At 48.3% G+C, this 23898-nt stretch carries 24 protein-coding genes and 1 tRNA gene; 21 read left to right on the top strand and 4 right to left on the bottom strand.

Annotated features, from left to right (window positions below):
- Position 1: 1 nt before the first annotated feature.
- The 9 genes from D0S45_17370 to D0S45_17330 are packed head-to-tail and all read left to right on the top strand — an operon-like array spanning position 2 to position 8188.
- Positions 2 to 2269, top strand: coding sequence for a hypothetical protein (locus tag D0S45_17370; GenBank protein TIH12740.1), 2268 nt, complete (start codon positions 2 to 4; stop codon positions 2267 to 2269).
- Between the two features lie 3 nt (positions 2270 to 2272).
- Positions 2273 to 2572, top strand: coding sequence for a hypothetical protein (locus D0S45_17365; protein TIH12739.1), 300 nt, complete (start codon positions 2273 to 2275; stop codon positions 2570 to 2572).
- Positions 2573 to 2591: 19 nt separating this feature from the next.
- Complete coding sequence (locus tag D0S45_17360) at positions 2592 to 3782, top strand: phage tail protein (protein ID TIH12738.1); 1191 nt, start codon at positions 2592 to 2594, stop codon at positions 3780 to 3782.
- Positions 3782 to 4291, top strand: a complete 510-nt coding sequence (locus D0S45_17355; GenBank protein ID TIH12737.1) for a phage major tail tube protein — start codon at positions 3782 to 3784, stop codon at positions 4289 to 4291. The genes D0S45_17360 and D0S45_17355 overlap by 1 nt, the downstream gene beginning before the upstream one ends.
- Positions 4292 to 4293: 2 nt before the next feature.
- Entirely contained in the window at positions 4294 to 4689 is a 396-nt protein-coding gene (locus D0S45_17350) for a phage tail assembly protein (GenBank protein ID TIH12736.1), read from the top strand.
- Positions 4679 to 6619: a hypothetical protein gene (locus D0S45_17345; GenBank protein ID TIH12735.1), complete on the top strand. Its 1941-nt coding sequence runs from the start codon at positions 4679 to 4681 to the stop codon at positions 6617 to 6619. The genes D0S45_17350 and D0S45_17345 overlap by 11 nt, the downstream gene beginning before the upstream one ends.
- Before the next feature lie 11 nt (positions 6620 to 6630).
- Positions 6631 to 7011 carry a phage tail protein gene (locus D0S45_17340; protein TIH12734.1) on the top strand — a complete coding sequence of 127 codons (381 nt, stop codon included), beginning with the start codon at positions 6631 to 6633 and terminating at the stop codon, positions 7009 to 7011.
- On the top strand, positions 7008 to 7211 hold the full coding sequence (locus D0S45_17335) for a phage tail protein (protein TIH12733.1): 204 nt from the start codon (positions 7008 to 7010) through the stop codon (positions 7209 to 7211). The genes D0S45_17340 and D0S45_17335 overlap by 4 nt, the downstream gene beginning before the upstream one ends.
- Positions 7202 to 8188 carry a hypothetical protein gene (locus D0S45_17330; GenBank protein TIH12732.1) on the top strand — a complete coding sequence of 329 codons (987 nt, stop codon included), beginning with the start codon at positions 7202 to 7204 and terminating at the stop codon, positions 8186 to 8188. Before D0S45_17335 ends, D0S45_17330 begins: the two co-directional genes overlap by 10 nt.
- Before the next feature lie 38 nt (positions 8189 to 8226).
- Here the strand turns inward: D0S45_17330 and D0S45_17325 are convergent, their stop codons facing one another.
- On the bottom strand, positions 8227 to 8949 hold the full coding sequence (locus D0S45_17325) for a hypothetical protein (GenBank protein TIH12731.1): 723 nt from the start codon (positions 8947 to 8949) through the stop codon (positions 8227 to 8229).
- Between the two features lie 58 nt (positions 8950 to 9007).
- The gene (locus D0S45_17320) at positions 9008 to 9196 is read right to left on the bottom strand and encodes a hypothetical protein (protein ID TIH12730.1); all 189 of its coding nucleotides are present in this window, start codon (positions 9194 to 9196) and stop codon (positions 9008 to 9010) included.
- A 169-nt stretch (positions 9197 to 9365) separates the two neighbouring features.
- Here D0S45_17320 and D0S45_17315 point away from each other — a divergent pair, with 169 nt between their 5' ends.
- On the top strand, positions 9366 to 9794 hold the full coding sequence (locus D0S45_17315; protein ID TIH12729.1) for a hypothetical protein: 429 nt from the start codon (positions 9366 to 9368) through the stop codon (positions 9792 to 9794).
- Between the two features lie 86 nt (positions 9795 to 9880).
- On the opposite strand, the gene D0S45_17310 is transcribed toward D0S45_17315, so the two are convergent.
- Positions 9881 to 9957: transfer RNA gene (locus tag D0S45_17310), tRNA-Pro, on the bottom strand.
- A 353-nt stretch (positions 9958 to 10310) separates the two neighbouring features.
- Between D0S45_17310 and D0S45_17305 the strand changes: the two genes are divergently transcribed.
- The 7 genes from D0S45_17305 (at position 10311) to D0S45_17275 (ending at position 19196) form a co-directional block, all read left to right on the top strand.
- Positions 10311 to 11360, top strand: coding sequence for a chemotaxis response regulator protein-glutamate methylesterase (locus D0S45_17305; protein TIH12728.1), 1050 nt, complete (start codon positions 10311 to 10313; stop codon positions 11358 to 11360).
- Between the two features lie 59 nt (positions 11361 to 11419).
- Complete coding sequence (locus D0S45_17300; GenBank protein ID TIH12727.1) at positions 11420 to 13348, top strand: HEAT repeat domain-containing protein; 1929 nt, start codon at positions 11420 to 11422, stop codon at positions 13346 to 13348.
- Positions 13349 to 14227, top strand: coding sequence for a protein-glutamate O-methyltransferase CheR (locus D0S45_17295; protein TIH12726.1), 879 nt, complete (start codon positions 13349 to 13351; stop codon positions 14225 to 14227).
- Between the two features lie 41 nt (positions 14228 to 14268).
- Entirely contained in the window at positions 14269 to 15087 is an 819-nt protein-coding gene (locus tag D0S45_17290) for a ParA family protein (GenBank protein TIH12725.1), read from the top strand.
- Positions 15074 to 15772, top strand: a complete 699-nt coding sequence (locus D0S45_17285) for a purine-binding chemotaxis protein CheW (GenBank protein TIH12724.1) — start codon at positions 15074 to 15076, stop codon at positions 15770 to 15772. Before D0S45_17290 ends, D0S45_17285 begins: the two co-directional genes overlap by 14 nt.
- Positions 15765 to 16133 (top strand): response regulator, encoded by a 369-nt coding sequence (locus D0S45_17280; GenBank protein TIH12723.1) that lies wholly within the window; start codon positions 15765 to 15767, stop codon positions 16131 to 16133. The genes D0S45_17285 and D0S45_17280 overlap by 8 nt, the downstream gene beginning before the upstream one ends.
- An 87-nt stretch (positions 16134 to 16220) precedes the next feature.
- Complete coding sequence (locus tag D0S45_17275) at positions 16221 to 19196, top strand: chemotaxis protein CheA (protein TIH12722.1); 2976 nt, start codon at positions 16221 to 16223, stop codon at positions 19194 to 19196.
- Between the two features lie 129 nt (positions 19197 to 19325).
- Here the strand turns inward: D0S45_17275 and D0S45_17270 are convergent, their stop codons facing one another.
- Positions 19326 to 20303 carry a hypothetical protein gene (locus D0S45_17270; protein TIH12721.1) on the bottom strand — a complete coding sequence of 326 codons (978 nt, stop codon included), beginning with the start codon at positions 20301 to 20303 and terminating at the stop codon, positions 19326 to 19328.
- 207 nt (positions 20304 to 20510) lie between these two features.
- Here D0S45_17270 and ybgF point away from each other — a divergent pair, with 207 nt between their 5' ends.
- From ybgF to D0S45_17250, 4 genes are read left to right on the top strand one after another with little or no spacing between them, the layout of a single operon-like run.
- Positions 20511 to 21347: a tol-pal system protein YbgF gene (gene ybgF / locus D0S45_17265; protein TIH12720.1), complete on the top strand. Its 837-nt coding sequence runs from the start codon at positions 20511 to 20513 to the stop codon at positions 21345 to 21347.
- Between the two features lie 21 nt (positions 21348 to 21368).
- A complete protein-coding gene (gene dprA, locus D0S45_17260) occupies positions 21369 to 22577 on the top strand; it encodes a DNA-protecting protein DprA (protein TIH12719.1) in 1209 nt (402 codons plus the stop codon).
- 45 nt (positions 22578 to 22622) lie between these two features.
- Positions 22623 to 23033: a hypothetical protein gene (locus D0S45_17255; protein TIH12718.1), complete on the top strand. Its 411-nt coding sequence runs from the start codon at positions 22623 to 22625 to the stop codon at positions 23031 to 23033.
- Entirely contained in the window at positions 23034 to 23873 is an 840-nt protein-coding gene (locus D0S45_17250; protein ID TIH12717.1) for an HDOD domain-containing protein, read from the top strand.
- Positions 23874 to 23898 lie beyond the last annotated feature (25 nt).

Below are 23898 nucleotides of genomic sequence, written 5' to 3'. Positions count from 1 at the left end.
TATGGCAGATTTTATCGGAACAGTACCCACCCGCTACGGCTTAGAACTGCTTGGGCTTTTGGGAACTGGAGCAACTCTTAATTTTACCCGCGCGGCGGTCGGCTCCGGCGTATGGACTCAAGAACAAGCAGATTCCCCGGCTGAAATGGAAGCATTGATAAATGAAACAATGTCCCTTGCTATCAGTCCAGAATCAGTGAAACCCGTATCTATCCCTAAAGGAGATGAACCTGTGGGAATGTACGAAGTAAGTGTTTTCCTGACTAATGCAGGGCTTCAAGACGGCTTTGCTTTGAGGGAAATTGGTTTTTTTGCGGACCATCCCACACGGGGCGAAATCCTTTTCGCTGTAGATTATGCGGGTGATCTGTCAGATTACATTCCAGCCCTTCCAGCAAATGCGGCTCCGTTAGAAAAGATTTTTAAGCTGACTGTTTTGACGGGCCTTGCAAAGAAAATCACCGTTAATCAATCCCCGGTGTTGCTGGCTACTCATGATGACATTGGCGACCACAATAAGAACAAGAAGGCACACCCGGATTTGCTGGCCCGCCTAGCTACCGGAACCCCGGAAATACTTTTTCCGCTAAATGATGCTGAGAACATAGGCGAAACACCTATTTATCGCTTTCGTCAGTTCGCGCCCGTATTCAATGGCACCAGCGAGGAAGCAATTCAGGTTCAGGTTGACCTTGAAACCGGAACCTTTGCTAATCCCGTTCATGATTCCGGTTTTCTGACCACCATTGCAAAGGGATATGAACAGCCCGCCGGAATGCTTCAGGCCGGGAGAACAAAATATAAAATTCGTTACCGCCGCAGGTTGAACACCGGGCAGATTTCCGAATGGTCTGAAGTCGTGGTTTTTGAAACTCGCGACATATTCAATTACGTGGCCCGGGCCGTTAACGTTTCGCCGTCCACTGGTGCAACCGGGGTTATGGAATGCCCTAAGTTGATCTCCGGACCCTTTGCCGTGGTTGGTGATACCGCCGATGTGCATGAAGCCACGCAATACCGTATGCGCGTGGGCGATACCGTACTTCATCTATCCCCGGAACTGGGCGCGGTCATTGAATACGATTTCCCCGCCGGGCTTCTGTTGGTATCCGGCGATTACGTGTGGGAGGTCCGCTATAAAGGCGCGGCTCTCGGTTGGTCTGAATGGTCTTCCGCGACATCATTTCATACTGCCGCCGCTTTTATCACTGGTGATGAGGCTATCAGTTTCACTGGCTGGGAAGGCTACGACAACGCTTCCGCCGCCGGGGTTGCCTTGGCAGATGATGCCGCGCTTCGTTCCAACGGCGTGGATCAGGGCGCAGAGGAAGGGGATTGGACCAGTTTTAAAGGTCGGGCGAAATTTCGTGATGCTGGATTGCTTGTTGATCCCAGAACCACAGCTGAAAAATTATACACAGGTAATGCGATTCTTGAGAATGAATCTATTCTGTTTGATACAGGTAATGGAGTGTTGAGCAATGTTCAGCATCATCAAATAGATGCCATTGCAGATCTTGGGCAGGGATGGGGATATCAAACATATCAGCCCAGCGTACAGATTGATGATGTGGCGAACATATTTGACGGGAATGCTAATACATCAGGGAAATTTATTCCGCTGAAGTCCGAGTTCGGAGGAACTTATGCATTTTTGGAATTAACATTGGGTTTTTCCTCACTACGCCCCGGTCGAACTGTATATATGTATGCCAAAGATGCAGGATCGCGGTTTGAATATTTCACAGCGAGTCTGCTTAATACCCAGTCTAATAAGGGAAATGGTGGTAGTTCCTATCATAGTGAATTAGTCGAATCGCATACAGATTACGATATATATAAAATTGAGTTTCCCGAGTCGTTTGATTTTGATCGGGTGACGCTGAATTTCCATTGGCCGCAGGCTATAATGTACAACAGTATGAACGTTTATAAAATCGGAATAGACGATGATTACTATACAGCTGACATTGCCCCTATTCTGAACGGTGTTCCTAATCGCGCGCACAGACTTCCTCAGCTCACCGCCGCCACAGGCCCGGCAGGAACCGCATTTACTGCCGGTGATTTCAACGAAATCGCAGTAGCAAACGCCACTCTCGGCACTGATACCGACACTGATAGACCGGATTTCATTTTACTGGAATCCGAAAAAGTAACCCCGGCAACACCGTTCCGGCGGGTGGCTATTGGTGCGTCTGGCCTTTCAAAAGATTCCGAAACCCGCATTAGCGAAACCCAGTGCGATACGTGGAAGCAAGGAGCGTAAGCCATGAAAATTGATCTCGATAGAATGACCCCGGAAATGGAAGACGTGCTTGTTGAACGTCTTCTTGGCAAGTTCGTGAAAAAGCTTCGTGAACGTTCAAAGGTTCTGATTCCTAATGGTGAAATTTTTCAGAATGCGGACCTTTGCATTCTGGATAGAGGAATGATCGGACAGCCCACCAGAGACGAAATAAAAGTAGGCTGGGACGAATTCAATGAGGCGTCAAATTCTGATGAAAAAATAATCGCTCTGGCTGATGTTTTGCGTGGGCATGAAGCGGTCATTTTGGGCAGAGATAAATAACAACTAATAGGAGAAAACCATGGGTGAAGATTTCCTTCACGGTGATGAAGTTCTTGAAATTGACGATGGCCCGCGCACACTTCGCACTGTGCGTTCCTCGGTTATCTGCATTGTTGGTACTGCGCCCGATGCAGATGTAACCGTATTCCCTTACGATAAACCGATCATGATTGCAGGTAACCGTCGTAAAGCAGCCAAGCTGGGAACAACTGGAACTTTGCCTAATTCAGTCGCGGGGATATTCAGCCAGATTGGTGCGGCGGTTGTTGTAATTCGCGTTGAAGAAGGCGCAAACCTTGCTGCAACCATGACCAACGTAATCGGTGGAGTTGACGAAAATACAGGGGAATACACTGGTATACAGGCAATGCTTGGCTGTAAGTCTGAAGTAGGATTTACTCCGCGTCTTCTGGTCGCTCCGGGCTTCACTCACCAGCAGGACGAAGACAGCGAGAACCCCGGCGTGTTTCTTAAAAATCCTGTAGCAGCAAGATTAGAAGCGGTAGCCAATCGTTTGAAGGGAATCCCTATAATTGATGGACCCAACACTAACGATGAAGACGCAATTGCAATGGAAAACTTGCTCGGCGCGCGCTGTTACCTTATTGACCCGTGGCCTAAAGTCTACCGTAGTGGTGTTTATGTTCATGAGCCTCCCTCTGCATTTATTGCAGGTTTGATTGCCAAAATCGACAACGACAAGGGCTTCTGGCATTCCCCGTCTAACCACGAAATTATGGATATTTCCGGCCTTTCTCGCCCGGTTGATTTCGCCCTTGGTGATACCAATTGCCGGGCCAATCTGTTGAACGAAAAGAATGTGACTACAATCATTAATGAAGATGGTTTTAGACTTTGGGGCAACCGTCTTTGTGGTAACGACCCTAAGTGGGCTTTCCTTTCCGTGCGCCGTACTGCGGATATGATCAACGAAACCCTGCTTCAGGAACATCTTTGGGCCGTGGATCGCAACATCACGAAGACTTACTTTGAAGATGTAGTTGAAGGCGTAAATGCCTACCTGCGAAATCTGACAAACAAAGGCGCAATACTCGGTGGTGAGTGCTGGGCCGACCCTGAACTCAATAGCCCGGATCAGCTTGCAGCGGGTCATGTCTATTTCGACTTTGATTTCACCCCGCCTGCCCCTGCTGAACGTATTACTTTCCGGTCCCGTATGGTTAATAAATATTTTGAGGAGGTATTTTAATGGGAGTTGCAGATAATGTTCTGAAAAATTTTTCCATTTCCGTAGATGGGCGTGGCTATGCCGGGAATGCCGAAGAATTCAAACCGCCTAAGGTGGCGACCAAAAGAGAAAGGCACCGGGCCGGGGGGATGGATGGTGCCATATCCCTTGATATGGGGCAGGAAGACATGGAAGCTTCCTTCATCCTGACCGGGCATTTTCCTGACGTTCTCAAAGAGTGGGGAGTAGTTGAGGGTGGCGAGACTGCAATTACTGCCCTTGGTGCTCTTGAATCTTACGATGGTTCTGTAACGCAAGTCGTCATTAACCTGCGCGGTGACATTGTTTCCGTTGAAGATGCTCCGTGGAAGCCCGGTGAAAAATCGGGGGAAACTTTTGTTATGCATCCTAAGTATTACAAACGCACTCATGATGGAGAGGTCGTTTACGACATCGATATTGAGGGCATGAAACGTGTAGTTGGTGGAAAAGATCGTCTTGAAAAAATCCGCAACGCGATAGGGCTATAATCATGGCTGTAGTAACTCAGGAAATTATTCACCTTGAAGAAGCAATTGAAGTCAACAAGGTAAAATATGCAAGCCTCACAATGCGTCGTCCGAAGGTTAAAGACCAGCGGTCAGCAAAGAAGATGGCTAAAACAGACGAAGACTATGAAGCTATTCTTTTTGCAAATCTGTGCGAGGTTGATGTGGCTGTCATTGACGAACTGTACACCACTGACCTGCATAAATTGCAGACATTCTACCGGGGCTGCAACTCCCCCAACATGAAAGGTCTGGGCCGGGCCATTCTTGCCCTTGCTGCCTTTTCCGGTTCTGGCTTCAATGAAATTCTTGAAATGGAAACTGACGACTTCGTTGAATACCTGAATGAAATGAAGGAACTCAAGAAGAATGCCCAGTAAGACTTTTTCTGCTGTTGTAGAAATCGGCGGTGCCGTGAAAGATTCTTTCCGCTCAAGTGTAAAGCTCTTGGGCGGTGATCTTTCCGGCATCGGCGATGCTGTGCGCGAAGCTAAAGGCAAGCTGGACCTGTTGGGGAATTATGACCCTGAAGGTGTGCGCAAGCTTGAACGCCAGTACTATAATCTCAGGCGTGAGGCGCGGAAGCTCCGCAAGGAGTATGATGCCGCCGACAAGCCCACTAAAAAGATGGCGGCCCAGCTTAAGCGCGCGGAAGCAACAGCAAAAAAAGCAGGTACAGCATACAAGAACAGCCGCGATAAACTGGATACCATGGGCAAGGCCCTGCACAAGGCCGGAATCAAAACCTCTAATCTTGCCGGGGAACATCGCCGCCTGTCTTCGGAGCTTGAACGCTCCAAGGATAGAATGAACCGTTTCACCAAAGCCATGGAAAAAGGCGGTGAAATGCGCGGTCAAATTGGCGATGCCGTGGGCACTGGTGCCGGGGTTGCCGCTGGCGTTACCGCTATAGGCGCGGCTGTTACCATCGTTAATAAGGCCACAAGTGAACAGGTGGCCCTTGCAAAATCCCTTTCCGTTTCCACGGACGCGCTTCAGGCATGGGGCGGCGTAGCCAAGGAAGCCGGGTATGAAGTCGATACTATCGGCGATCTCGTTGAAGAGATGAATAACAAGCTTGGTGAATCCGCCGGGCTTGAAGAGATTACCCCGGTCAAAGAATCCCTTGAAATTCTCGGCCTATCCTTTGAAGAACTCAGGGATATGAAGCCGGAAGAACAGTTCAAGCGGATCGCCCAAGCAATTAAGGAAATGCCGGATGATCAGCAGGCCGTTGCCGCCGCTGATATTCTCATGGGCGGGGAAGCGAACAAGTTTTTCGGTTATCTGCGGTCACGAAAAGAAGGCGTTGAAGAAATTCTCGCCCAGCAAAAACGCTTAAACGTCCTTTCTGAAGAAGGCCGCGCCGGGGCTGCTGCATACAATACCGCCTTTGCGCGTATGTCTACCGTTGTCGGTTCTGCCACGGCTCAAGTTTCCGGGCTGATCGGTGGCGCGCTGGCTCCGCTGGTTGAAGAGTACGCGCCCAAGCTGGCGGATTGGGTAACATCCCACCGTCAAGACTTGATTGAAATCGGTAACGCCGTCAGAGATTCAATTCCTGCTTTTCTGGCCTTCGGGCGTGGTGTCGGCAAGGTTGCATCCGGTATTGGCTCCATGGTTTCCACCGTGGCCTCTCTGGTAGGCGGCTTTGATAATCTGGCGGTTGCAATCGGTTTGGCCTTTGGTGCGCGGGCTGCTTTCGGCGTAGGGCGGTTTGTCTCCAATATAGTCGGAATCGGGCAGGCTGTAGCCCCGTTGGTTGCTACCCATTTCCCGGCCCTTGCTGTCGGATTTAAGGCCATAGGCACAGCGGCAATGGCTAACCCTATCGGCTTGATTGTGGGCGGTGTGGTTGCTCTTGGTGCGGCTGTTTATCGGGTGGTGACGGCTTGGGATAAGCTTGTTTCAGCATGGAAGAACAGTTCCGGTATTATCAGCGGCGTGGGCAACGTAGTAAAAACATTTTTCGGCTTCGGTGATGATGAAGAGACAGAAGCCCCGCCGCCTGAAATCGGCGATGCAGTCAAGAAAGCAGTTCCGGTTGCCTCGGCCCGTGCTGAATCCTTTTCTGAAGCCCGGCCCGTTCTGGATGATGAATATACTTATGATGCCGGGGCCATGGTTAACGCGGCGAATGTTTCCGGGACTAACTCGCATACAAATGAAAAGCATGTGAGTGTTGAAAATCACTACGAAATTCACGTTCATACCGCACCGGGGCAATCTGCCGAAGAAATCGCGGATGTGGTTATGCAGCGAATTGAAGAAGAGGGCCGGAACAATGCACGGCTGGCCCTGCATGATTAGGTGGTGAAATTATGGGTATGCTGAAATTAGGCGACTATATTTTTTCCGTGGACACTGCCGCATATCAAACGCTGCAACGTTTCACCTCTCAAGATTGGGCCAAAGTAAAGCGGATCGGCAAGCGCGCCTCCCATCAGGATTTAGGGCCGGGAGATGATTCTATCACTTTGCCCGGCGTGATTTATCCTCATTACAAGGGGGGATTAAAGCAGATAGATAAAATGCGGGAAATGATACACGCGGGCGAACCGCTTATGCTGGTGGATGGTCAAGGCAATGTCCACGACAAGTGGATTATCTTATCTGTGGATGATAAGCGCGGCATATTCTTTCAGGACGGCGTACCCCGCAAGCAGGAATTCACCCTTAAGATAGAGCGGTTCGAAGAATGATCATCTACACCACAAAAGACGGCGACATGCTGGACCGCATATGCTGGAAGCACTACGGAACAGAATCAGCAGTACCGGAAGTCCTTGAAGCGAACCCCGGCCTTGCCGATCTGGGCGCGGTTCTGGAAGCCGGGGTTGAAATCATCCTGCCGGAAATTGCAACACCGGAACCGGATCAGGGGATAAGCATATGGGATTAACTCACAAGCCCGTCTACCGCGTGGAATGCAACGGCAAAGACATTACCGCCGCCATTCAGAACGATTTAATTTCCCTGACTATCACCGATGAAGCCGGGGTAAAGTCCGATTCGCTGGACATATCCATTAATGATAAAGGCTATGCCATGCCGTCCGCCGGGAGTCAGTTTAAAGTCTGGCTCGGTTATGGGCAGGCTGCAACTTATATGGGCCTGTACGTTCTGAACTCCGTGCGCCTGACCGGGCCACCGGATAAGATGATAATTAAGGCCGCTGGTGCGCCGCAGGACAAGAGCCAATCATATTCCCAGCTTCAGACACAGAAAACGCGCTCATGGATTCCGCAGACCATAGGCGCGCTGGTGGCAACCGTAGCCGCCGACCACGGCCTTGATCCTGCTGTTGCTTCGGACCTATCCGGGGTGGCCTTGCCTCATATAGATCAAATGAATGAATCAGACATGCACCTGCTAACCCGTATAGCGCGGGATCATGACGCAATAGCCAAGGCCAACGGCGGCGCGCTGATCTTTGCCCACAAGGGGCAAGGTAAGACCGTATCCGGCAAATCCATGCCCACCATTGAACTTGTCCCCAATCAGGTGACGACTATTAGCGTTGATATTGAATCGCGAACAAATTTTAATTCCGTGGTCGGAATCTGGCGGGACGTTGAAGGCGCGCGGGACGTTGAAGAAATCGCCGGGAGCGGTGAGCCCATTCACCGGATCAGACATATTTATCCTACCCCTGAAGCAGCCCAGAAAGCCGCAAAGGGTAAGCTGGAGGCTTTCCAAAGGGGCAAGCAAAGCCTTTCGGGAAGCCTTCCCGGTAGGCCAGAACTAAGGGCAGAGTGTAGGCTTTCGCTTTCTGGCTTCCGGGCTAAAAAGAATGGGATTTGGTCTATTACCCGCGCTACTCATAAGTTGGGGAGTGGGGGGTATGTGACTAGTGTGGATGGGGAGAGGGTAAACTAAGGCCCTTGCTTCAGTAGAAACAAGGGCCTTCAGAATTGCTAGAACAATGTGTCTGCTAGCGCGAACATATCATGCCTCATTCGCATATTATGAGCCACGCTTCTAAATGCGGCTTCAATGTCTTTGGATGAACTATTTGAGTTGTTCACCCCAGTAAGCAGAGAAGACAGAATCCCATCAAATTCAGAGCGCACGACAAGGGTTGGCATATTGTCATTGAATAGCCTGCCTTGCGACTCCATTAAATTTTTGACCTTGGCTTCAGTCTCGACGGCAAGCTTTGATAATTCGTGCTGAAGCTTACGGGATTGTTTTAAAACGGCCTTGGCTCCGTTTGATAGTTCCGGCACGGATGATCCGGGAAGCTCTTTAATTTTTCCCATTTGTTTTTTCAGTTTCTGTTCCATAGTATTAAAAGCTTCAATATAGCGGACCTTCCACAGCGTGGCTTTCTTTCCAGTGAAGCCCATTACCAGCAGGGAAAAGCCGTCGCGGGTGAGGTTGTAGGCGGGTAGGGTGCGGCCTGTTGTGTCCGTGTATTTACTGGGCTGAAAATTAAGCTCAGTAAATTCTTTCGGGATTTCTAATTTTTCAATAGTCTGCAAGACGTTCTTGTGCTGCTTGCCGAAATGAGCGGCAATCGTAAGGGAAGAAACGACGGGCTTGCCATTTTCAATAACAAGCATGGGGGAATCGACAACTGAACTGTTGTCAGAAGTGCGTGAATTGGCTACGTTCTTTTCAGCCATGACAACCTCCATTTTAGGTTGTTTGTGGTTAGGCTCGGTTCTGGTGTTGGCGCACCGTTCCGGGCCGTTTTTATTTGATTTTTTCTTGTTCTTTTGGGGCTTTTTCAGCTTCGGCTATTCTCCTTTCCATTTCTTCCACAAAAATTTCTTTGAAGGTTGTTTCGTGTGTCACAGCGTATAGTTTGTATCGCTTGTGATCTTCCTTTTTAATTCTAATATTAAAGGCTGTAGTTTTATCTGACATGGGTTGAATGTACACGTGTACATTGAAAAGTCAACAGGTAAATTAATTCCGTTCTTGATAAAATAATGTGACTATCTTATTAGGCCTTCAATCCTGTAGTCGTTATAGGTGTGGTCGAAAGGTAAAGGTTTGTTGATTTAGAAGTGTTCGTTAATATTTGAAATGATTAACTTAAGGTGGCGGAATGAAAGGTGAGGATGTTATACAAAAAAGGATTTCTTTTGATGTTCTAGGTAGCAAGGAAAATATCTATACTATTGATTTTGAGTTTTTCTCAAAGTCAGGCTTGCGTGTAATTTGTAGCTGCCCAGCAGGAAATAGGGGGAATTTTTGCAAACATGTTGAAGCTATAATCAAAGGTGACGATTCTATTTTAGATCCTGATTTCATAGAGCGTTCAAAGGATAAGTTTCAACAGGCACAGCAGGCAGTGAAGGAGTACGGATTAGATAAAGAGTTGTACGAATATGAAACTATGGTGAATAATTTAAAAGCAGAAAAGAAACAGATAGAGAGCAAAATTTTGCCAGAAATAAAAGAAAATAAAAGCAAAATGAATGCTGAAAAAAGAAGATTTTCAAGGCGTGTTTATCGTGGGGTGAACAAAGCGTAAAAATAGGCTTGTGCTACATTCTAAGAAAATTTGTGCTACATCGTAAAAAAGGGGTTGCGGTGTGTGCCGTAACCCCTTGAATTATCTGGTCGGGATGAGAGGATTTGAACCTCCGGTCTCTGCGTCCCGAACGCAGCGCTCTACCAGACTGAGCCACATCCCGTCGTGAGATTGGGTATCTATCTAATCCTTGCGCGCTTGGCAAGAAAAAAAATAAGAAAAAAAATAATTTAAAAAAGAGAGCACATGAATTTTTATATTCTTGCACATAAACTTCCAATGTTTTAAAATGGTAAAAGTGAGAGTATTCAAATCTGCTCTAAAAAAACGATTTGTATGATTTTTTAGTGAAATTCGGGCAGTTTGTTGGACAAAAATACTCATCTGTGCCAAGTTTTATCTACGGTTGTAGTTCACTTTTATTTGAACGGCTGGATTTTTAAAAAAAATAGTCTTTGTATACAAACTGTTAAAGCCTAAGCTGAGCAGACGCCGTAGAGAAAGGAGATCAGGTTAGTGATAAAAGTCGTAGTTGTAGATGATTCCGCTTTCATGCGTAAAGCTATTAGCACAATGTTGCAGAAGGATCCCGGCATCAAGGTGGTTGCCACCGCGCGTGACGGAGAGGAAGGTTTGAGGGTTATCCGGAAGCATAATCCGGATGTGGTTACTCTTGATATTGAAATGCCCAAGATGGACGGTCTGACCGCGCTGAGGCATATCATGATGGAAATGCCACGCCCAGTATTAATGGTCAGTTCCCTGACCACTGAAGGTGCTGAGTCCACCCTTAAAGCCATGGATCTTGGGGCGGTTGACTTCATCCCCAAACAGCTTTCTAAAGTTTCTCTCGACATTGTCAAAATTGAAACCGACCTGATTTCCAAGGTTAAGACTGTTGCCAGACGAAAGATGCGTCCTGTGCCCCGGATGCGTGCAACTTCAGCCGCCCGTAGGCCTGCTGTTCCGGTAAAGACCCCACGTGGACGTGCCAAGCGCGATGTTGTCGTGATAGGGGTCTCCACTGGTGGGCCGCCAGCTGTCCAGAAAATTCTTTCTTCACTGCCCAAAGATTTCCCGGCGGGAATCGTTATTGCGCAGCATATGCCCAAGGCTTTTACCGGTCCTTTTGCGAACCGTCTTAACGGAGTCAGTCAGCTCAAGGTTAAAGAAGCCGAAACCGGAGACAGACTTCTGCCCGGACATGTTTTTGTTGCTCCCGGCGGTTCTCATCTGATTATTGACCAAAAGGTCAGTAGAATCGATCTGGTCGTAACACCTGATCCAAAAGAGGCCTTATATAAGCCTTCTGCAAACGTACTTGTTTCATCGGTTGCCAAGGCAGTTGGACGCAGAGCTCTCGGAGTGATCCTTACCGGTATGGGTAATGACGGTCGTGATGGAATTAGAGAGCTTAAAAGCAAGGGCGGAAGAGCTATTGCCCAGAGCGATTCTTCCTGTGTTGTTTACGGTATGCCTAAGGCTATCGTGGATGACGGACTCGCAGATGAAATTGTAGATATTGATGATATGGCAAATGCGATCATCAACAACCTCTACCAGTAATTTTTTTTTTGACGCAACCGTAAGATGTCTTGCGGATTTAAACAAAATGGGGACATGCAATGACGGATTGTTCTAAGGTTCTGGATGAACTTAAAAGTGACAACAATGAAGTTGTCCGTGAGGCCGCGTTTCAGGCTGGGGAGTTGAAATGTGCAGATGCCGTTCCTCTGCTGGCCGATCTTTTAAAGTCCAACCATTTGGGATTACAGGAAGCTGCCGATCACGCTCTTCGCAATATCGGCGGCAAGGGAGTTGTTCAGGTCGTAGTTCCCCTGCTGCGATCTGATGATGCCCCGGCAAGGAACCTTTCCATGGACATTCTGCGTGAAGTAGGTGCGCAGGATTTTGCTTCTTTAGTGGCACTTGTCCATGACGATGATGCTGATATCAGAATTTTCGCAACCGACATTCTGGGTTCCACCAACAGTTTTATGGCTGTTGAACCTTTGTGTGATGCCCTGCTAAAAGACCCCGAAGTCAATGTCCGTTATCAGGCTGCGGTGAGCCTTGGCGATCTTGCCAATCCCGCTGCTGCCCGCTGCCTGAACAAGGCCATGCAGGATGATGAGTGGGTGCAGTATGCTGTTATTGAGGCATTGGCAAAGATTAAACATTCAAGCTCTGTTGACGCCTTGGTCAAGGCTTTGAATTCCAGTTCCGACCTTGTTGCTTCCATGATAGTGGACGCCCTTGGCGAGGTTGGAAACATCAAAGCTGTTACCATGCTGCTCAGGCATCTGGATAAAAGTCCTACTGCCCTGCGTAATAAAATAGTTAAGGCTATTGTCAGTATTCTTGGCGGCAAGTCCCTCAAGCTTCTTTCCGCCAATGAGCGGGAAAAGCTCCGGGAATATATGCTGGTAGCCCTTAAAGACGAAGATGAAGACGTGCAGGATGCCGCTATTTCCGGTTTAAGCTATGTGGGCGGGGAAAAAGCCACTGAGGAAGTGCTTAACCTTGCCAGTGAACTTGATCCCGACCGTGATCGTGACCGTCTTGGTGTCATTATCGATGATCTTTCAAATCTCGGCATGAACGAAGCAATGGTTGCTGCCTTGAACAGTGGTAATTTTAAGAAGGCGGCAATTGTAATCGAATTGATGTCCAGACTTGAAGGGCCGGAAGTTTCCAAGGCCCTGATGGATGCGTTTGGAAACGGTGATCGGGACATTAAGCGCGGGATCCTCGAAGCTCTTGTTGGTACTGCCGGAGAAGAGGCGAAGGAATTTTTCGAAAATGTTCTTGAGAGCGAGCAGGACGGCTCCATGCTCAAGTCGGCCATTAACTTTCTTGGTGGCAAGCTTAAGGATGTGGAGGCTGTTGACTCAATTTTCGGGTTGCTCACCCATTCCTATGATGATGTGAAGGAAGCAGCTCTCAACGCTTGCGTCGCTATCGGCGGCGAGGATGTGAATCAGCGTTTTGTGAAATTGTTCAGCAATGATGAGCCTATTGAGCGTCTGATGGCAGTCTTTGCTATGGGCAAGATTGATGCTTTCGGCAACCTTGAGCATATTAGGATTGCTCTTGAGGACGAGGTCCCGGATATCAGGAAAATCGCCCTTGAAGCATTGCACGACTGCTCTTCAGATCCTGAAAGCATGTCTCTTATTTTTTCAAGATTACATGATGAAAATCGCGATGTGCGCTTGACTGTGATCGAGCTTCTAGGAGGCTGTTACACAGAAGAAGCGATTACTTATATTATTCAAGCCCTTCAGGATGACGACGACTGGGTGCAGATAAGAGCTGCAGAAGCCCTTGGCGCTCATCGTGAAGAAAGTGCATTGCCTCAACTTATAACAATGTTGGATTCTCCACATAAGCTTGTGGTCCTTAAGGTTATTGAAGTATTAGGCGCCATTGGCGGAACTATGGCGTTTCAGGCTCTTCTGGAAGCGTCCAATTCCGATTCTGACCCCGAGGTTATTCAGGCTGCCGAAGAAGCTATTTTGAGAATTCAGGAAGAGCAAGGAGAAGGAGACTAGATGTCTTCTCTGTTTTCAAAGACAATATCGCTGCGGAAAGAGCTGAAAATCTCCGATCTGGAGTTCACCCAGCTTAGGGATTTCATTTACGATCAGGCAGGTATCTTTATTGCGGGCAACCGTAAGTATCTGCTTGAAAACCGTCTTGCCAACCGCTTGAAGGAACTTAACCTCAAGAATTTCGGCGAGTACTATTCTTATCTGCAATATGATCCGGGTAAAAAGGCCGAGTTGAATAAGCTCTTCGAGGTAATTACCACCAACGAGACCAGTTTTTACCGCAATCCGCCCCAGCTGAAGGTTTTTCAGACAAAGGTTTTGCCTGCTATTCTGGATGAGCTGCGCAAGAAAAGGCGTAAGCGGTTACGCATCTGGTCCGCCGGTTGTTCTACCGGTGAGGAGCCATACACCCTGTCTATGATCATTCATGACGTGCTTGGTGCGGAGGTGAACAGTTGGGATATTAAAATTACTGCCAATGACCTTTCCGAAAGAGTGCTTAAGTCTGCACGTCGTGCTGTTTACAGCGAATATTCATTGCGGACCACTCCCAAGGATAAGATTGCAAAGTTTTTTGACAAGGACGGCAAGCAGTACAAGGTAAAGCCTAACATCAAACAGCTGGTCAGTTTCGGTCAGATCAACCTCAGTGATCGTATGCAGGTCAAGCGGGTTGAAAGATCTGAAATCGTTTTTTGCAGAAACGTGATTATCTATTTTGATGAGGCCATGAAGAAAAAGGTTATCAATGCTTACTACGATAATCTTGTTCCCGGCGGTTATTTAATAATCGGGCATTCCGAATCCCTGCATAATATTACCAGGGCATTCAAGCCGGTTCATCACCCGGGTGCGATTATTTACCAGAAGTTGGAATAATACCGGTCTGCGGTTAATTTTATTTAAAGCTGCGGGCTGATATGGAAAGCAATAATACAAAGCAGTCGGACGGAACTGCAGCGTTGGCGAAAGTTTACGCTATCGCCAACCAGAAAGGAGGAGTAGGCAAGACGACAACTGCGTTGACCCTTGGGCAGGCATTGACCAGACTTTCAAAAAAAGTATTGGTTATAGACCTCGATCCCCATGCAAACGCTTCAGTCCATATGTCCTACTTTCCTGAAACCGTCACCACCTCGGCTCATGATCTGTTTTTTGATAATGCAGATTTCAAGAGTCTCTGGGGCGAGATAGTCAAAAAACGCGATTGGGTGGGTTTTGACTTTGTTCCGGCCAGCATTCGGTTATCCGAGCTGGAGGTTGATCTTAAAGACAGAAAGAATAAGGGGATGGTCCTTTCCAATTCATTGGATGAGATTAAAGAGTATTATGATTACATACTCATCGACTGTCCGCCCCATGTGGGAGTACTACTGGTTAACGCCATTGTGGCTGCGGATATAGTTCTTATCCCCATTCAGACTGACTTTTTGGCTCTTTACGGTATCCGGTTGCTCTTTGATACGATTAAGATTCTGAATAAGGTGCTTCCCAGTCCGGTCAAGTTCAGGGCTTTGCCAACTATGTATGACGGCAGGGCTGGGGCATGCAGGAAGATCTTAAATCTCATCAGGAGAAAGTTGGGGGACAAGGTCTTCAGCTCAGTTATCCATATGGATACCAAGTTTAGAGAGGCCTGTGCCAGCGGAAAGATCATTTTTGATATTGATCCGAAAACGCGAGGCGCTCAGGAATATATGCAGTTGGCAAGAGAGATAGTCAGAAATGAAGACGCCTGAAGAATATTTTGTTGAAAATGTGAACCTGCCTAGCGAAGAAAAGCAGTCCGGTGGATATACTGATGCCGAAGAAGCTTTCATGGATAAGTATATGGGCATTGGCGGGCAGGCAGCATTTAACAGCCTTGAGAGGGTTGATCCTCGCGGTGATACTGCTCTTCCCGGATTCGGGTCCGGTCCTGTTGACGATTACGGGGGAGAAGGAAGCTCCGCAGACTTTGAGGAAAAACTCAAGGATGAGGATCAGATCCAGCTCGTCAGTTTTGTTGTCGGAGACAAGGAGTACGGATTGCCGATTATGGTAATTCAGGAGGTGGTCAGGAAAATTCCTGTGACCCTTCTGCCTGCGGCTCCCCGCTTTATGCAGGGCATTATCAATCTCAGGGGCAGGGTTACTCCGGTGCTTGATCTGAGATATCTTCTGCATGACGGAATGGGTATCCATGATAAATTTGTGGTTATTTGCAGACATAAAGGATTGCAGATAGGTTTGGCCATTAGCGCAGTCAGGACCATGTATCGCGCGGATAGTAAAGACATGGTCTGGGGTGTGGAGTCAGAAGTAGGTGTCAGCTCTGATTTTCTGCTCGGTCTTTATAAAAATGGTGAAAAACTGGTCAGTGTTCTTTCCGTGGATCGGCTGGTGGAACAAATTTTAAAGAGTGAAGGAGAGGGAAATGCCTAAACATATTCTGATAGTGGACGATTCAAAGACTGTAAGGAACCTCGTCGCCTTCATCATGAAAAAAGAAGGGTTCAAGGTCACTACTGCGGAAGATGGGTTGGACGGCCTTGAAAAGCTTTACAGCCTGGACAAAGTTGATCTAATTATTTCCGATGTAAACATGCCGAGAATGGACGGATTTACTTACATCAAAACAGTCCGTGAGCAGGATGCGTATAAAGATATTCCGATTATTGTGCTCTCGACTGAAGGTCAGGAAAAGGATATTCAGACCGGCCTTAGCCTTGGAGCTAACCTTTATATGGTTAAACCGGCACAGCCTGAAAAAATGGTTAAGAATATCAAAATGCTTCTCGGATAATGTGTTTGCGGTTCGGCCCGATGGGTTGTTGCCGGACTTTACTGCAACGGACCAATGCAGAAGAACTTTTAAGACAGGGGTCTCTAGATGAGCCAGGATTTCATGGATCCTGAAATATTTGCGGATTTCATTATTGAAGCTAAAGAGCATCTCGAAACGATTGAGCCCAACTTGCTTGAGCTTGAAAAGAATCCCGAGAATCTCGATCTTCTGAATGAAATATTCAGACCGATGCACTCGTTAAAAGGTGCTTCGGGTTTTCTAGGACTGAATATAATCAACGGACTCGCCCATAGGGCGGAAAATATTCTCGACGAACTCCGGAAGGGTGAAATAGGGGTTACATCTGAAATTATGGATGTAATTCTGGCTGCTACCGATTTGTTACGTCAGTTGATTGATAATCTGGATGAGTTAGGCAATGAAGGTGAAGTTGATACTTCCATTACCATCGAAAGGATCGATGCCATCATGGCTGGAGAAACACCCGAACCTCCTGCTCCCGCTCAGGAGGAAGCAGAATCGGAACCGGAAGCAGAACCGGAACCTGATCCGGAACCTGTTCTGGAAGAAGTAGAGCCGGAACCAGCTGAAGAATACGCTGAAGCAGAGACAGATTTGCCGGAGACCCAAATTGAGCAGGAGTCCAATATGCCCGAGTCAGGACGCAAACAGGCTTTTCAGTTCGTAGCCATTGTTAATGAGGAGGCTGAATCCTATAAGTTGACAACAGTTGGGGAAGGTCATCTGGCTGATTTTCTTGAAGAAGCCCATGAAATCATCGAGAATCTCACTAATGGCTTGCTTGAGCTTGAGCAGGACCCTGAAGGCAATGATGACCTTATCAACGATATTTTTAGATATTTCCACAACCTTAAGGGAAACAGTGGTATTATCGGTTTTCGCGAGCTTAATTCGCTGACCCACGAAGCCGAAACTCTGTTGAATAAGGTTCGTAAAGGTGAAGTCGCAGCAACTCGTTCCATGATAGATCTGCTTTTGGCTGTCGTTGATGGAATTGAGTCGCTTATCGCCCATGTTTCACCGAAAAACGGCGAAGTTCAGCCTCTGGATATAGATCAGCTAGTCACTCCATTGCAGGATGCTGTAGAAAAGGGTGAGGTTGTAGCAGCCGTTGGGGTCGATGAGGACGATGTTGTCGACGAGCCTGACCCCGATCCTGAAGTAGATCTGGAACCAGTAGAAGACGGACTTGACCCGGAAGATATTGCAATTTTTGAACAGACTGTTCGACAGCAAGTGGATAATATTGATCTGGCCCTGACTACTCTCGCTGAAGATTCCGGGCAGAAAGATTATATCGACGGCCTGTACAGAAGCCTTGTTTCCATCCAGAATTCTGGTGGATATATGGGTTTTGACGATCTGCGGGAATACGCTGAAAGGACAGCAGGTTTGGTTGATCAGGCCCGCTCCACTGATATGGATTTTGAACTGATGCTTGACCTTCTGCGTCAGGAATGTGGGATCATTTCAGAAATGATTGATTCCGCAGTGGGAGAGCTTAAGACAGACGGGGATGGACCCGCTGCGGAAGAGCCTAAGCCTGAGCCTAAGCCCGAACCCAAGCCCGAGCCTAAGTCCGAGCCTAAGCCTAAGCCCGAACCCAAGCCCGAGCCTAAGCCCGAACCCAAGCCCGAGCCTAAGCCTGAACCTAAGTCCGAGCCTAAGTCCGAGCCTAAGCCTAAGCCTAAGCCCGAACCCAAGCCCGAGCCTAAAGCTGCGCCTAAGCCTGCTGCTAAACCTGCTCCGGCTAAAGCCGCAGCCAAGCCTGTAGCAAAACCTAAGCCCAAGCCAACTGCCAGTTCACCGGTCAAAAGCTCTAAGCCCAAGACGATGTCTACTATCAGGGTGGATCATCAGAAGCTGGATCATCTTATGAACCTGATCGGGGAGCTTATCATTAGCAGGGGCCGTTACACCATGCTTGCTCGAGGTCTTGAGGAAGGGCACCTTGAGGTCCCGGTTGTTGCTCAGCAGTTGACCGAGACAACATATGCTTTGTCTAGAATCTCCGACGACTTGCAGGACACCATTATGAAGGTCCGCATGGTCGCTGTTCAGACTGTTTTTTCCAGATTTCCGCGTTTGGTTCGTGACCTGAGCCGTAAGAGCGGTAAGCGGGTCGAGTTGATAACCGAAGGCGAAGAGACTGAACTCGATAAGAGTGTTGTCGAGGAAATCGGCGATCCTCTTGTTCACTTGATTAGAAACTCAGTAGACCACGGTCTTGAGCCTGAAGAAGAACGTATTGCCAACGGCAAGACCCCGCAGGGGCATGTCTGGCTGCGCGCTTACCACAAGGGTAACTCGGTTGCCATTGAGGTTGAGGACGACGGTCGCGGAATTGATCCTGAAAAGATGCGTAATGTGGCTATCAAGAAAGGCGTTATCTCTGCTGATGAGGCCCGTAACCTTGATGATCGTGAGGCCATTGAGCTAATTTTCGCTCCGGGATTTTCATCCGCTGAAAAGGTTACCGACATTTCCGGTCGAGGCGTAGGTATGGATGTTGTGCGTAACAACATCAAAGATCTTAAGGGAAGCGTCCACATTTCTTCAGAAGTGGGCAAGGGTTCCAAGTTTACCCTGACCCTGCCGCTGACCTTGGCGATCATCGATGCGCTTATGGTTCAGATCAACGGTGCCAACTACGCCATTCCCCTTGATGCGGTTTCTGAAACAACCAAGATTGAAGCTGAAAGACTTACTGAAGTTAACGGTCGTAAGGCTGTTACTCTGCGCGGGGAAGTTCTCGGTATTGCCGAACTCGCCGACCTTTTGGAACAGCAGGTCAGTGATCCTGATCGCGAGGTACTGCCTGTGGTTATTATCCACGACAATGAGCGCAGACTCGGTCTTGTTGTGGATAGACTGCTTGAGCGTCAGGAGATCGTTATTAAACCGCTTGGTAATTACCTTAATGGCTTTGATCTCAAGGGCGTATCCGGCGCGACCATTATGGGTGACGGTAGCGTAGTGCTTATCCTTGATCCTCACGAAGTCTACAGCATGGCAACCGTCAAGGGCGGAGCTATTTAGTAGAGCATTGTTTCATTATTAAAGTATCAAGCCCCCTGAAATGTCTGTTTCAGGGGGCTTGATTTTGGGCAATAAAAAAGTCTTTCCTGCTGGCAGGAAAGACTTATCTGATTCACGAAGAGCGGGGCGTTAAGACAGGCTCAGGTATAAACTCATGGTCCCTGCCATGAGTGTTGCATGGGCAAGGATGACCAGAAGCGGTGCCAGCCCGAGGCCGATCTTATGGCGCATGGGTGTTTCACTTTTCCAAGTCACAATCCAGATTGCGCAGCAGATCAGGGTAAGCAGCAGGGAGGTGCCGAAGCTTAGAGCCACAGGAAGGTTGCTGTAAAGCAGGGCAATGTTGGGACCGCAGATGTAGTATACTACACCGCCTGAAACTGCCAGTTGCAGCAGGGTGGGAAGTAAGGCCCAGCGGGCTACCACCGGGAGGGTGAATTTGTAATAGTCGCGGCCGAAGTCGTCTTTGTTGCGTCTGAGTACCAGATAAAGACCGGATGCTGTAGCGGCAAAGGCAATAGCCATGATCAGGTAAATCCCAGCCAGACAGAGACCTGCTTTACCGGGCATCTGCTGAAAATGGGTGTAAAAGGGAAGAGCCGGAACCGCCGGGTTGGGGCTCTCAATCTGTAATGTAAAAAATCTCTGCATAATCACGGTGGCAACATGGATAGAAGCAATTCCTCCGAGAGCCCCTACAGAGCCGAGCATAACATGTAGCGGTTTATTTTTTTTAAGTTTTTTCCATGAGTATTTATACGGAATAAGACCGGCCAGCGCGACTCCTAGAGTGATGTAAAACATCATTACCGGGGAGCCAGGATTTACGAACCAATCCTGAAGCCACGGCATCTGGCGGCTGAAAAAAACGGCAGCACTTCCAAGGCAGATAGTGAAAAGTAGGTAAAGGCCAAGAGTCAGTGCCGTAACCTGCTGGGCAAGCTTGTCGTAAAAAATCTTTTTGCGTGCCTTAGCCGTAATTTCAAGGATCACAGCCATGATCGGGGCGCCGATAGCCGCAAGCGTGGCAAAGTCCACCAGTGCCTTGGGCAGCATCTGGGCACTCATCATTGCCGTGAGCCGAATAGGTTCCATGGGGATATTCATATTTGCTTTCCTAAAATAAGGGTTTTAAAGACTTCTTTTGTGTGCACTTTTTGCCCTAAATTTGCACAGGACGCAAGGGCAGGGGGGTGTTCATTCTGTAAAAGCTTAGATATGCTTGCCAAATCTAACTAAGTGGCCTACTTTAAATCCGTTGAAACTTGAACCAAATTCACCAGTTAGATTCAACATGCCCTCGGAGAATATTTGATGCAGTACTTACGAATCCTTCTTGTTGTTATTTTGGCTTTTACCGTTTGCGGATGTTTTGCGGCAAAGCAGCCAGAAGAGCCTGTAAAGCCCGCATGGGGTGGCAGTGAAGAATGGCGCCTTAAAAGCCTTGAGGAAAATTTTCTTAATTTTAAAGAAGGACTGCGCCAGCAGAATGACCTGATTGAAAGTAATCATAAAGATACAACTGCCCAGATGGAAAAGCTTCAAGAGCGGATGACCGAGCTGGACAGTACTCTTGCCGAACTCAAGGAAAATCAGCAGAAGATGATGGCCATGAAGGTTGAGCAGGTAATTCCTGCTGAGGAAACCGTAGTGGCTGAAGAAGTTGTTATGGGCGGAATAGCCAGTAGCGAAGAGAAACCGTGGATGGTTGTTCCCGGTGAAAACGCTGCTCCCGCAGAAGCTGCTGCCCAGCCTGCTGCACCTGTCTCAGCCCTGAGCGGTGATGAGTTGTATCAGGAAGGTGTGCGACTGGTGATGAATGATAAACCGCTGGAAGCACGCGGCCTGCTGGAGCAGTTTCTTGCCCAGAGCTCTTCCTCCAAGCTTGCTCCCAATGCTTTGTACTGGATCGGTGAGACTTACTATTCCGAAAAGAGCTTCGCTCAGTCCATCCTTAAGTTCAAGGAAGTGAGCAGACGTTTTCCCAAGGCTGGAAAAGTGCCTGATGCCATGCTTAAAATCGGTCTGGCTTACGATAAGCTTGGTGACCGGGAAAATGCCGTATTTTATCTGCGCACCCTGATTGAGGATTATCCCAAGTCTGATCCTGCAAAGATCGGCAGGGAACGGCTGCGTGCAATCGAAGGTTAGTTCCTTCAGCGGCGGCAGTCGGTGAGCACTCTTCAGGAAGAATATTTTGCATGTCTGGCCCTACGCTATACGCCGGGACTTGGACCTAAATCATGGTCCCCCATTTTACGCCATTACAGCACTGCCTATGAAGGGCTAAAAGACGCCGATAACTGGCACTCTCTTGCATTGGCCTCGGAAAAAAGTGCTACAGCGGCAATAAAGGAACTTTGGCGCGCAAAAGCCGAGCAGGAATACCGTGAGGTGGTCCGGCTCGGTTTTGGAATTCTGCCCTGGACCCATCCATTATTTCCTGACCTGCTTAAAGAACTGCCCGACCCTCCCACCTGCCTGTATTATCTTGGAGACCCGACACTTTTGGGTAATCCGGCTGTAGGTGTTGTCGGTTCGCGTAAGAGCGGAGTCCTAGGGCAGGAGTATGCTGCTAGGATTGCTGCGGATCTTTCTAAAAGCGGGATTACAATTGTTTCCGGTTTTGCAAAGGGGATTGATTCCTGTGCCCATGAAGCGGCTTTGTATGGAATTGGTTCAACAATAGCAGTGCTGGGCACAGGGTTGGATGTTGAATCATATCCGCCGGATAGTGCGTGGCTTAGGAAAAGTGTGATTGAATCCGGGCTGATCATTTCTGAGTTTCCACCGGGAACAAAACCCTTTGCCCGTAATTTCCCGTTTCGCAACCGTTTGATCAGCGGGTTGAGCACCGGAGTTCTGGTGGTTGAGGCTGAAATAGCAAGCGGCAGTCTGGTTACTGCCCGACTGGCAGGGGAGCAGGGCAGGGAAGTGATGGCTATGCCCGGTCCCATAGGCAACAGCAGTTTTGCCGGATGCCTTAAATTGATTAAGGAAGGCGCGGCCCTTGTGGAAACTGCCGATGATGTATTAATGAATATCGGGCACGCGCTTGATCTGTCTGGTCAGGGAAAGCCCGCTGAAGTTGAGCGCAGGGTTCCAGCAGCAAGGAAAGTGCTTAAAAGTAAGGCTCCTGAGCAGATTCATGCTCCGGAGGAGCCAAAGCCTGTTGAGATTGAGTTTGATATCAGTACACTGGAATCTCCTGAATATGATATCGCAAAGGCCCTTGAGAGCGGAGGTAAGCTGCATATTGACGAGATTGCCCGTGCTGCTGGAATTGATGTTTCCATAGCCGGTGCGGTAATTCTTGGCATGGAAGTAAAGGGAATGGTTGTGCGCTTTCCCGGCATGTATTATGATCTCAAATGTTGTTGATATGGAGCGGGTATTTTTGATTTTTTATGAGGAGAAGTTCGACTGATGCAGAAAATTCCGGTTAAACTTGCGGCTCCGGGAATGAAGCTTGCCAAGCCTGTTACCCGCGATAATGGTATGGTTGTTCTTGCTGAAGGGCTGGAACTGACTGAGGGGATCATCCAGAAGCTGGAGTCTATGGATGTTGAACGTATTGTGGTCAAAGGTAACCCCGTTGATCTCGGAGATAATGATGATTCCTCATGGGCCAAGAAGTCTGAACGGCTTGACTATCTTTTTCGCGGCTACACCAAAGATAAGTGGATGTTCCGGGTTAAAGGATTTTTTAAGGAATATTTCGATTTGAAAGCAGCAGCTCAGAAGGCTGAGGAGGAAGCTGAAAGACTGGCAGAAGAGCAGGCCGCAGCGGAAGCCGCAGCCGCAGCAGAGGCTGCTGAAAACGGGGAGGAAGGATAAATGGCTGATCAAGACCTCAAAACCAGTGTTAAAGGGCAGATCCTTTCTACCTCAGATCTACCCACTCTGCCTTCCGTTCTTGATGAAGTTACCAAACTTGTGGATGACCCCAACTCCTCAACTGAGCAGGTCGCTAAAGTTATTTCTCAGGATCAGGTGCTTTCCGCCAAGGTCCTTAAGATGGTAAACTCGCCCATTTACGGTTTCCCGGGCAGAATCACCACCATCCAGCATGCTCTTGTTTTGCTCGGCCTGAACGTAATCCGGGGCATTATTATTTCTACATCTGTCTTTGATATGATCCAGCAGGCCATGTCGGGACTCTGGGAGCACAGCCTCGGTTGTGCTATGGCCAGTGGCGCCATTGCCAAGGCCGCAGGATTTGAAGATCCTGAAGAATTTACCGTGGCCGGACTGCTTCATGATCTTGGAAAGGTTGTTACCGCAGTTCAGCTGCCGGAGCTCAATGAAGCCGTGCGTATGACCGTGAAGGAAAAAGATCTTTCATATTACGAGGCGGAGCGGCATATTCTCGGATTCGGACACGATCGCATTAACGCATGGTTGGCTCGTCACTGGCACCTTCCGCCCAATGTACGTGAGGCTATGACTTTTCATCACCACCCGGATCGGGCCCAGTTTTACCAGCAGACTGCCGCAGTGGTCCATGTGGGTGATTTTATGGTTCGTCTTTTTGAATACGGAAATGGCGGTGATGACCAGATTGCTTACTTCAAGCCCGCTGCTATGAAAATTTTGAAGCTGAAAATGAAAGACCTTGAACCGGTCATGGATGAGGTTTCCGACAAGTTTATGGAAATTTCAGATCTTACTTTCTAATTTTAGCTGTTATTTTTTTTAAATT

This window comes from Marinifilum sp. JC120, from assembly GCA_004923195.1.
GTDB lineage: Bacteria > Desulfobacterota > Desulfovibrionia > Desulfovibrionales > Desulfovibrionaceae > Maridesulfovibrio.
Note: the sequence above shows the minus strand (reverse complement) of the source record. Positions and strands in the feature narration are given on the sequence as shown.

Bases quoted from the DNA above. Each gene is read 5' to 3' on its own strand.
- D0S45_17370 (TIH12740.1), top strand. From the start codon at position 2: ATGGCAGATTTTATCGGAACAGTACCCACCCGCTACGGCTTAGAACTG.
- D0S45_17365 (TIH12739.1), top strand. From the start codon at position 2,273: ATGAAAATTGATCTCGATAGAATGACCCCGGAAATGGAAGACGTGCTT.
- D0S45_17360 (TIH12738.1), top strand. From the start codon at position 2,592: ATGGGTGAAGATTTCCTTCACGGTGATGAAGTTCTTGAAATTGACGAT.
- D0S45_17355 (TIH12737.1), top strand. From the start codon at position 3,782: ATGGGAGTTGCAGATAATGTTCTGAAAAATTTTTCCATTTCCGTAGAT.
- D0S45_17350 (TIH12736.1), top strand. From the start codon at position 4,294: ATGGCTGTAGTAACTCAGGAAATTATTCACCTTGAAGAAGCAATTGAA.
- D0S45_17345 (TIH12735.1), top strand. From the start codon at position 4,679: ATGCCCAGTAAGACTTTTTCTGCTGTTGTAGAAATCGGCGGTGCCGTG.
- D0S45_17340 (TIH12734.1), top strand. From the start codon at position 6,631: ATGGGTATGCTGAAATTAGGCGACTATATTTTTTCCGTGGACACTGCC.
- D0S45_17335 (TIH12733.1), top strand. From the start codon at position 7,008: ATGATCATCTACACCACAAAAGACGGCGACATGCTGGACCGCATATGC.
- D0S45_17330 (TIH12732.1), top strand. From the start codon at position 7,202: ATGGGATTAACTCACAAGCCCGTCTACCGCGTGGAATGCAACGGCAAA.
- D0S45_17325 (TIH12731.1), bottom strand. From the start codon at position 8,949: ATGGAGGTTGTCATGGCTGAAAAGAACGTAGCCAATTCACGCACTTCT.
- D0S45_17315 (TIH12729.1), top strand. From the start codon at position 9,366: ATGAAAGGTGAGGATGTTATACAAAAAAGGATTTCTTTTGATGTTCTA.
- D0S45_17300 (TIH12727.1), top strand. From the start codon at position 11,420: ATGACGGATTGTTCTAAGGTTCTGGATGAACTTAAAAGTGACAACAAT.
- D0S45_17295 (TIH12726.1), top strand. From the start codon at position 13,349: ATGTCTTCTCTGTTTTCAAAGACAATATCGCTGCGGAAAGAGCTGAAA.
- D0S45_17290 (TIH12725.1), top strand. From the start codon at position 14,269: ATGGAAAGCAATAATACAAAGCAGTCGGACGGAACTGCAGCGTTGGCG.
- D0S45_17285 (TIH12724.1), top strand. From the start codon at position 15,074: ATGAAGACGCCTGAAGAATATTTTGTTGAAAATGTGAACCTGCCTAGC.
- D0S45_17280 (TIH12723.1), top strand. From the start codon at position 15,765: ATGCCTAAACATATTCTGATAGTGGACGATTCAAAGACTGTAAGGAAC.
- D0S45_17275 (TIH12722.1), top strand. From the start codon at position 16,221: ATGAGCCAGGATTTCATGGATCCTGAAATATTTGCGGATTTCATTATT.
- D0S45_17270 (TIH12721.1), bottom strand. From the start codon at position 20,303: ATGAATATCCCCATGGAACCTATTCGGCTCACGGCAATGATGAGTGCC.
- ybgF (TIH12720.1), top strand. From the start codon at position 20,511: ATGCAGTACTTACGAATCCTTCTTGTTGTTATTTTGGCTTTTACCGTT.
- D0S45_17255 (TIH12718.1), top strand. From the start codon at position 22,623: ATGCAGAAAATTCCGGTTAAACTTGCGGCTCCGGGAATGAAGCTTGCC.
- D0S45_17250 (TIH12717.1), top strand. From the start codon at position 23,034: ATGGCTGATCAAGACCTCAAAACCAGTGTTAAAGGGCAGATCCTTTCT.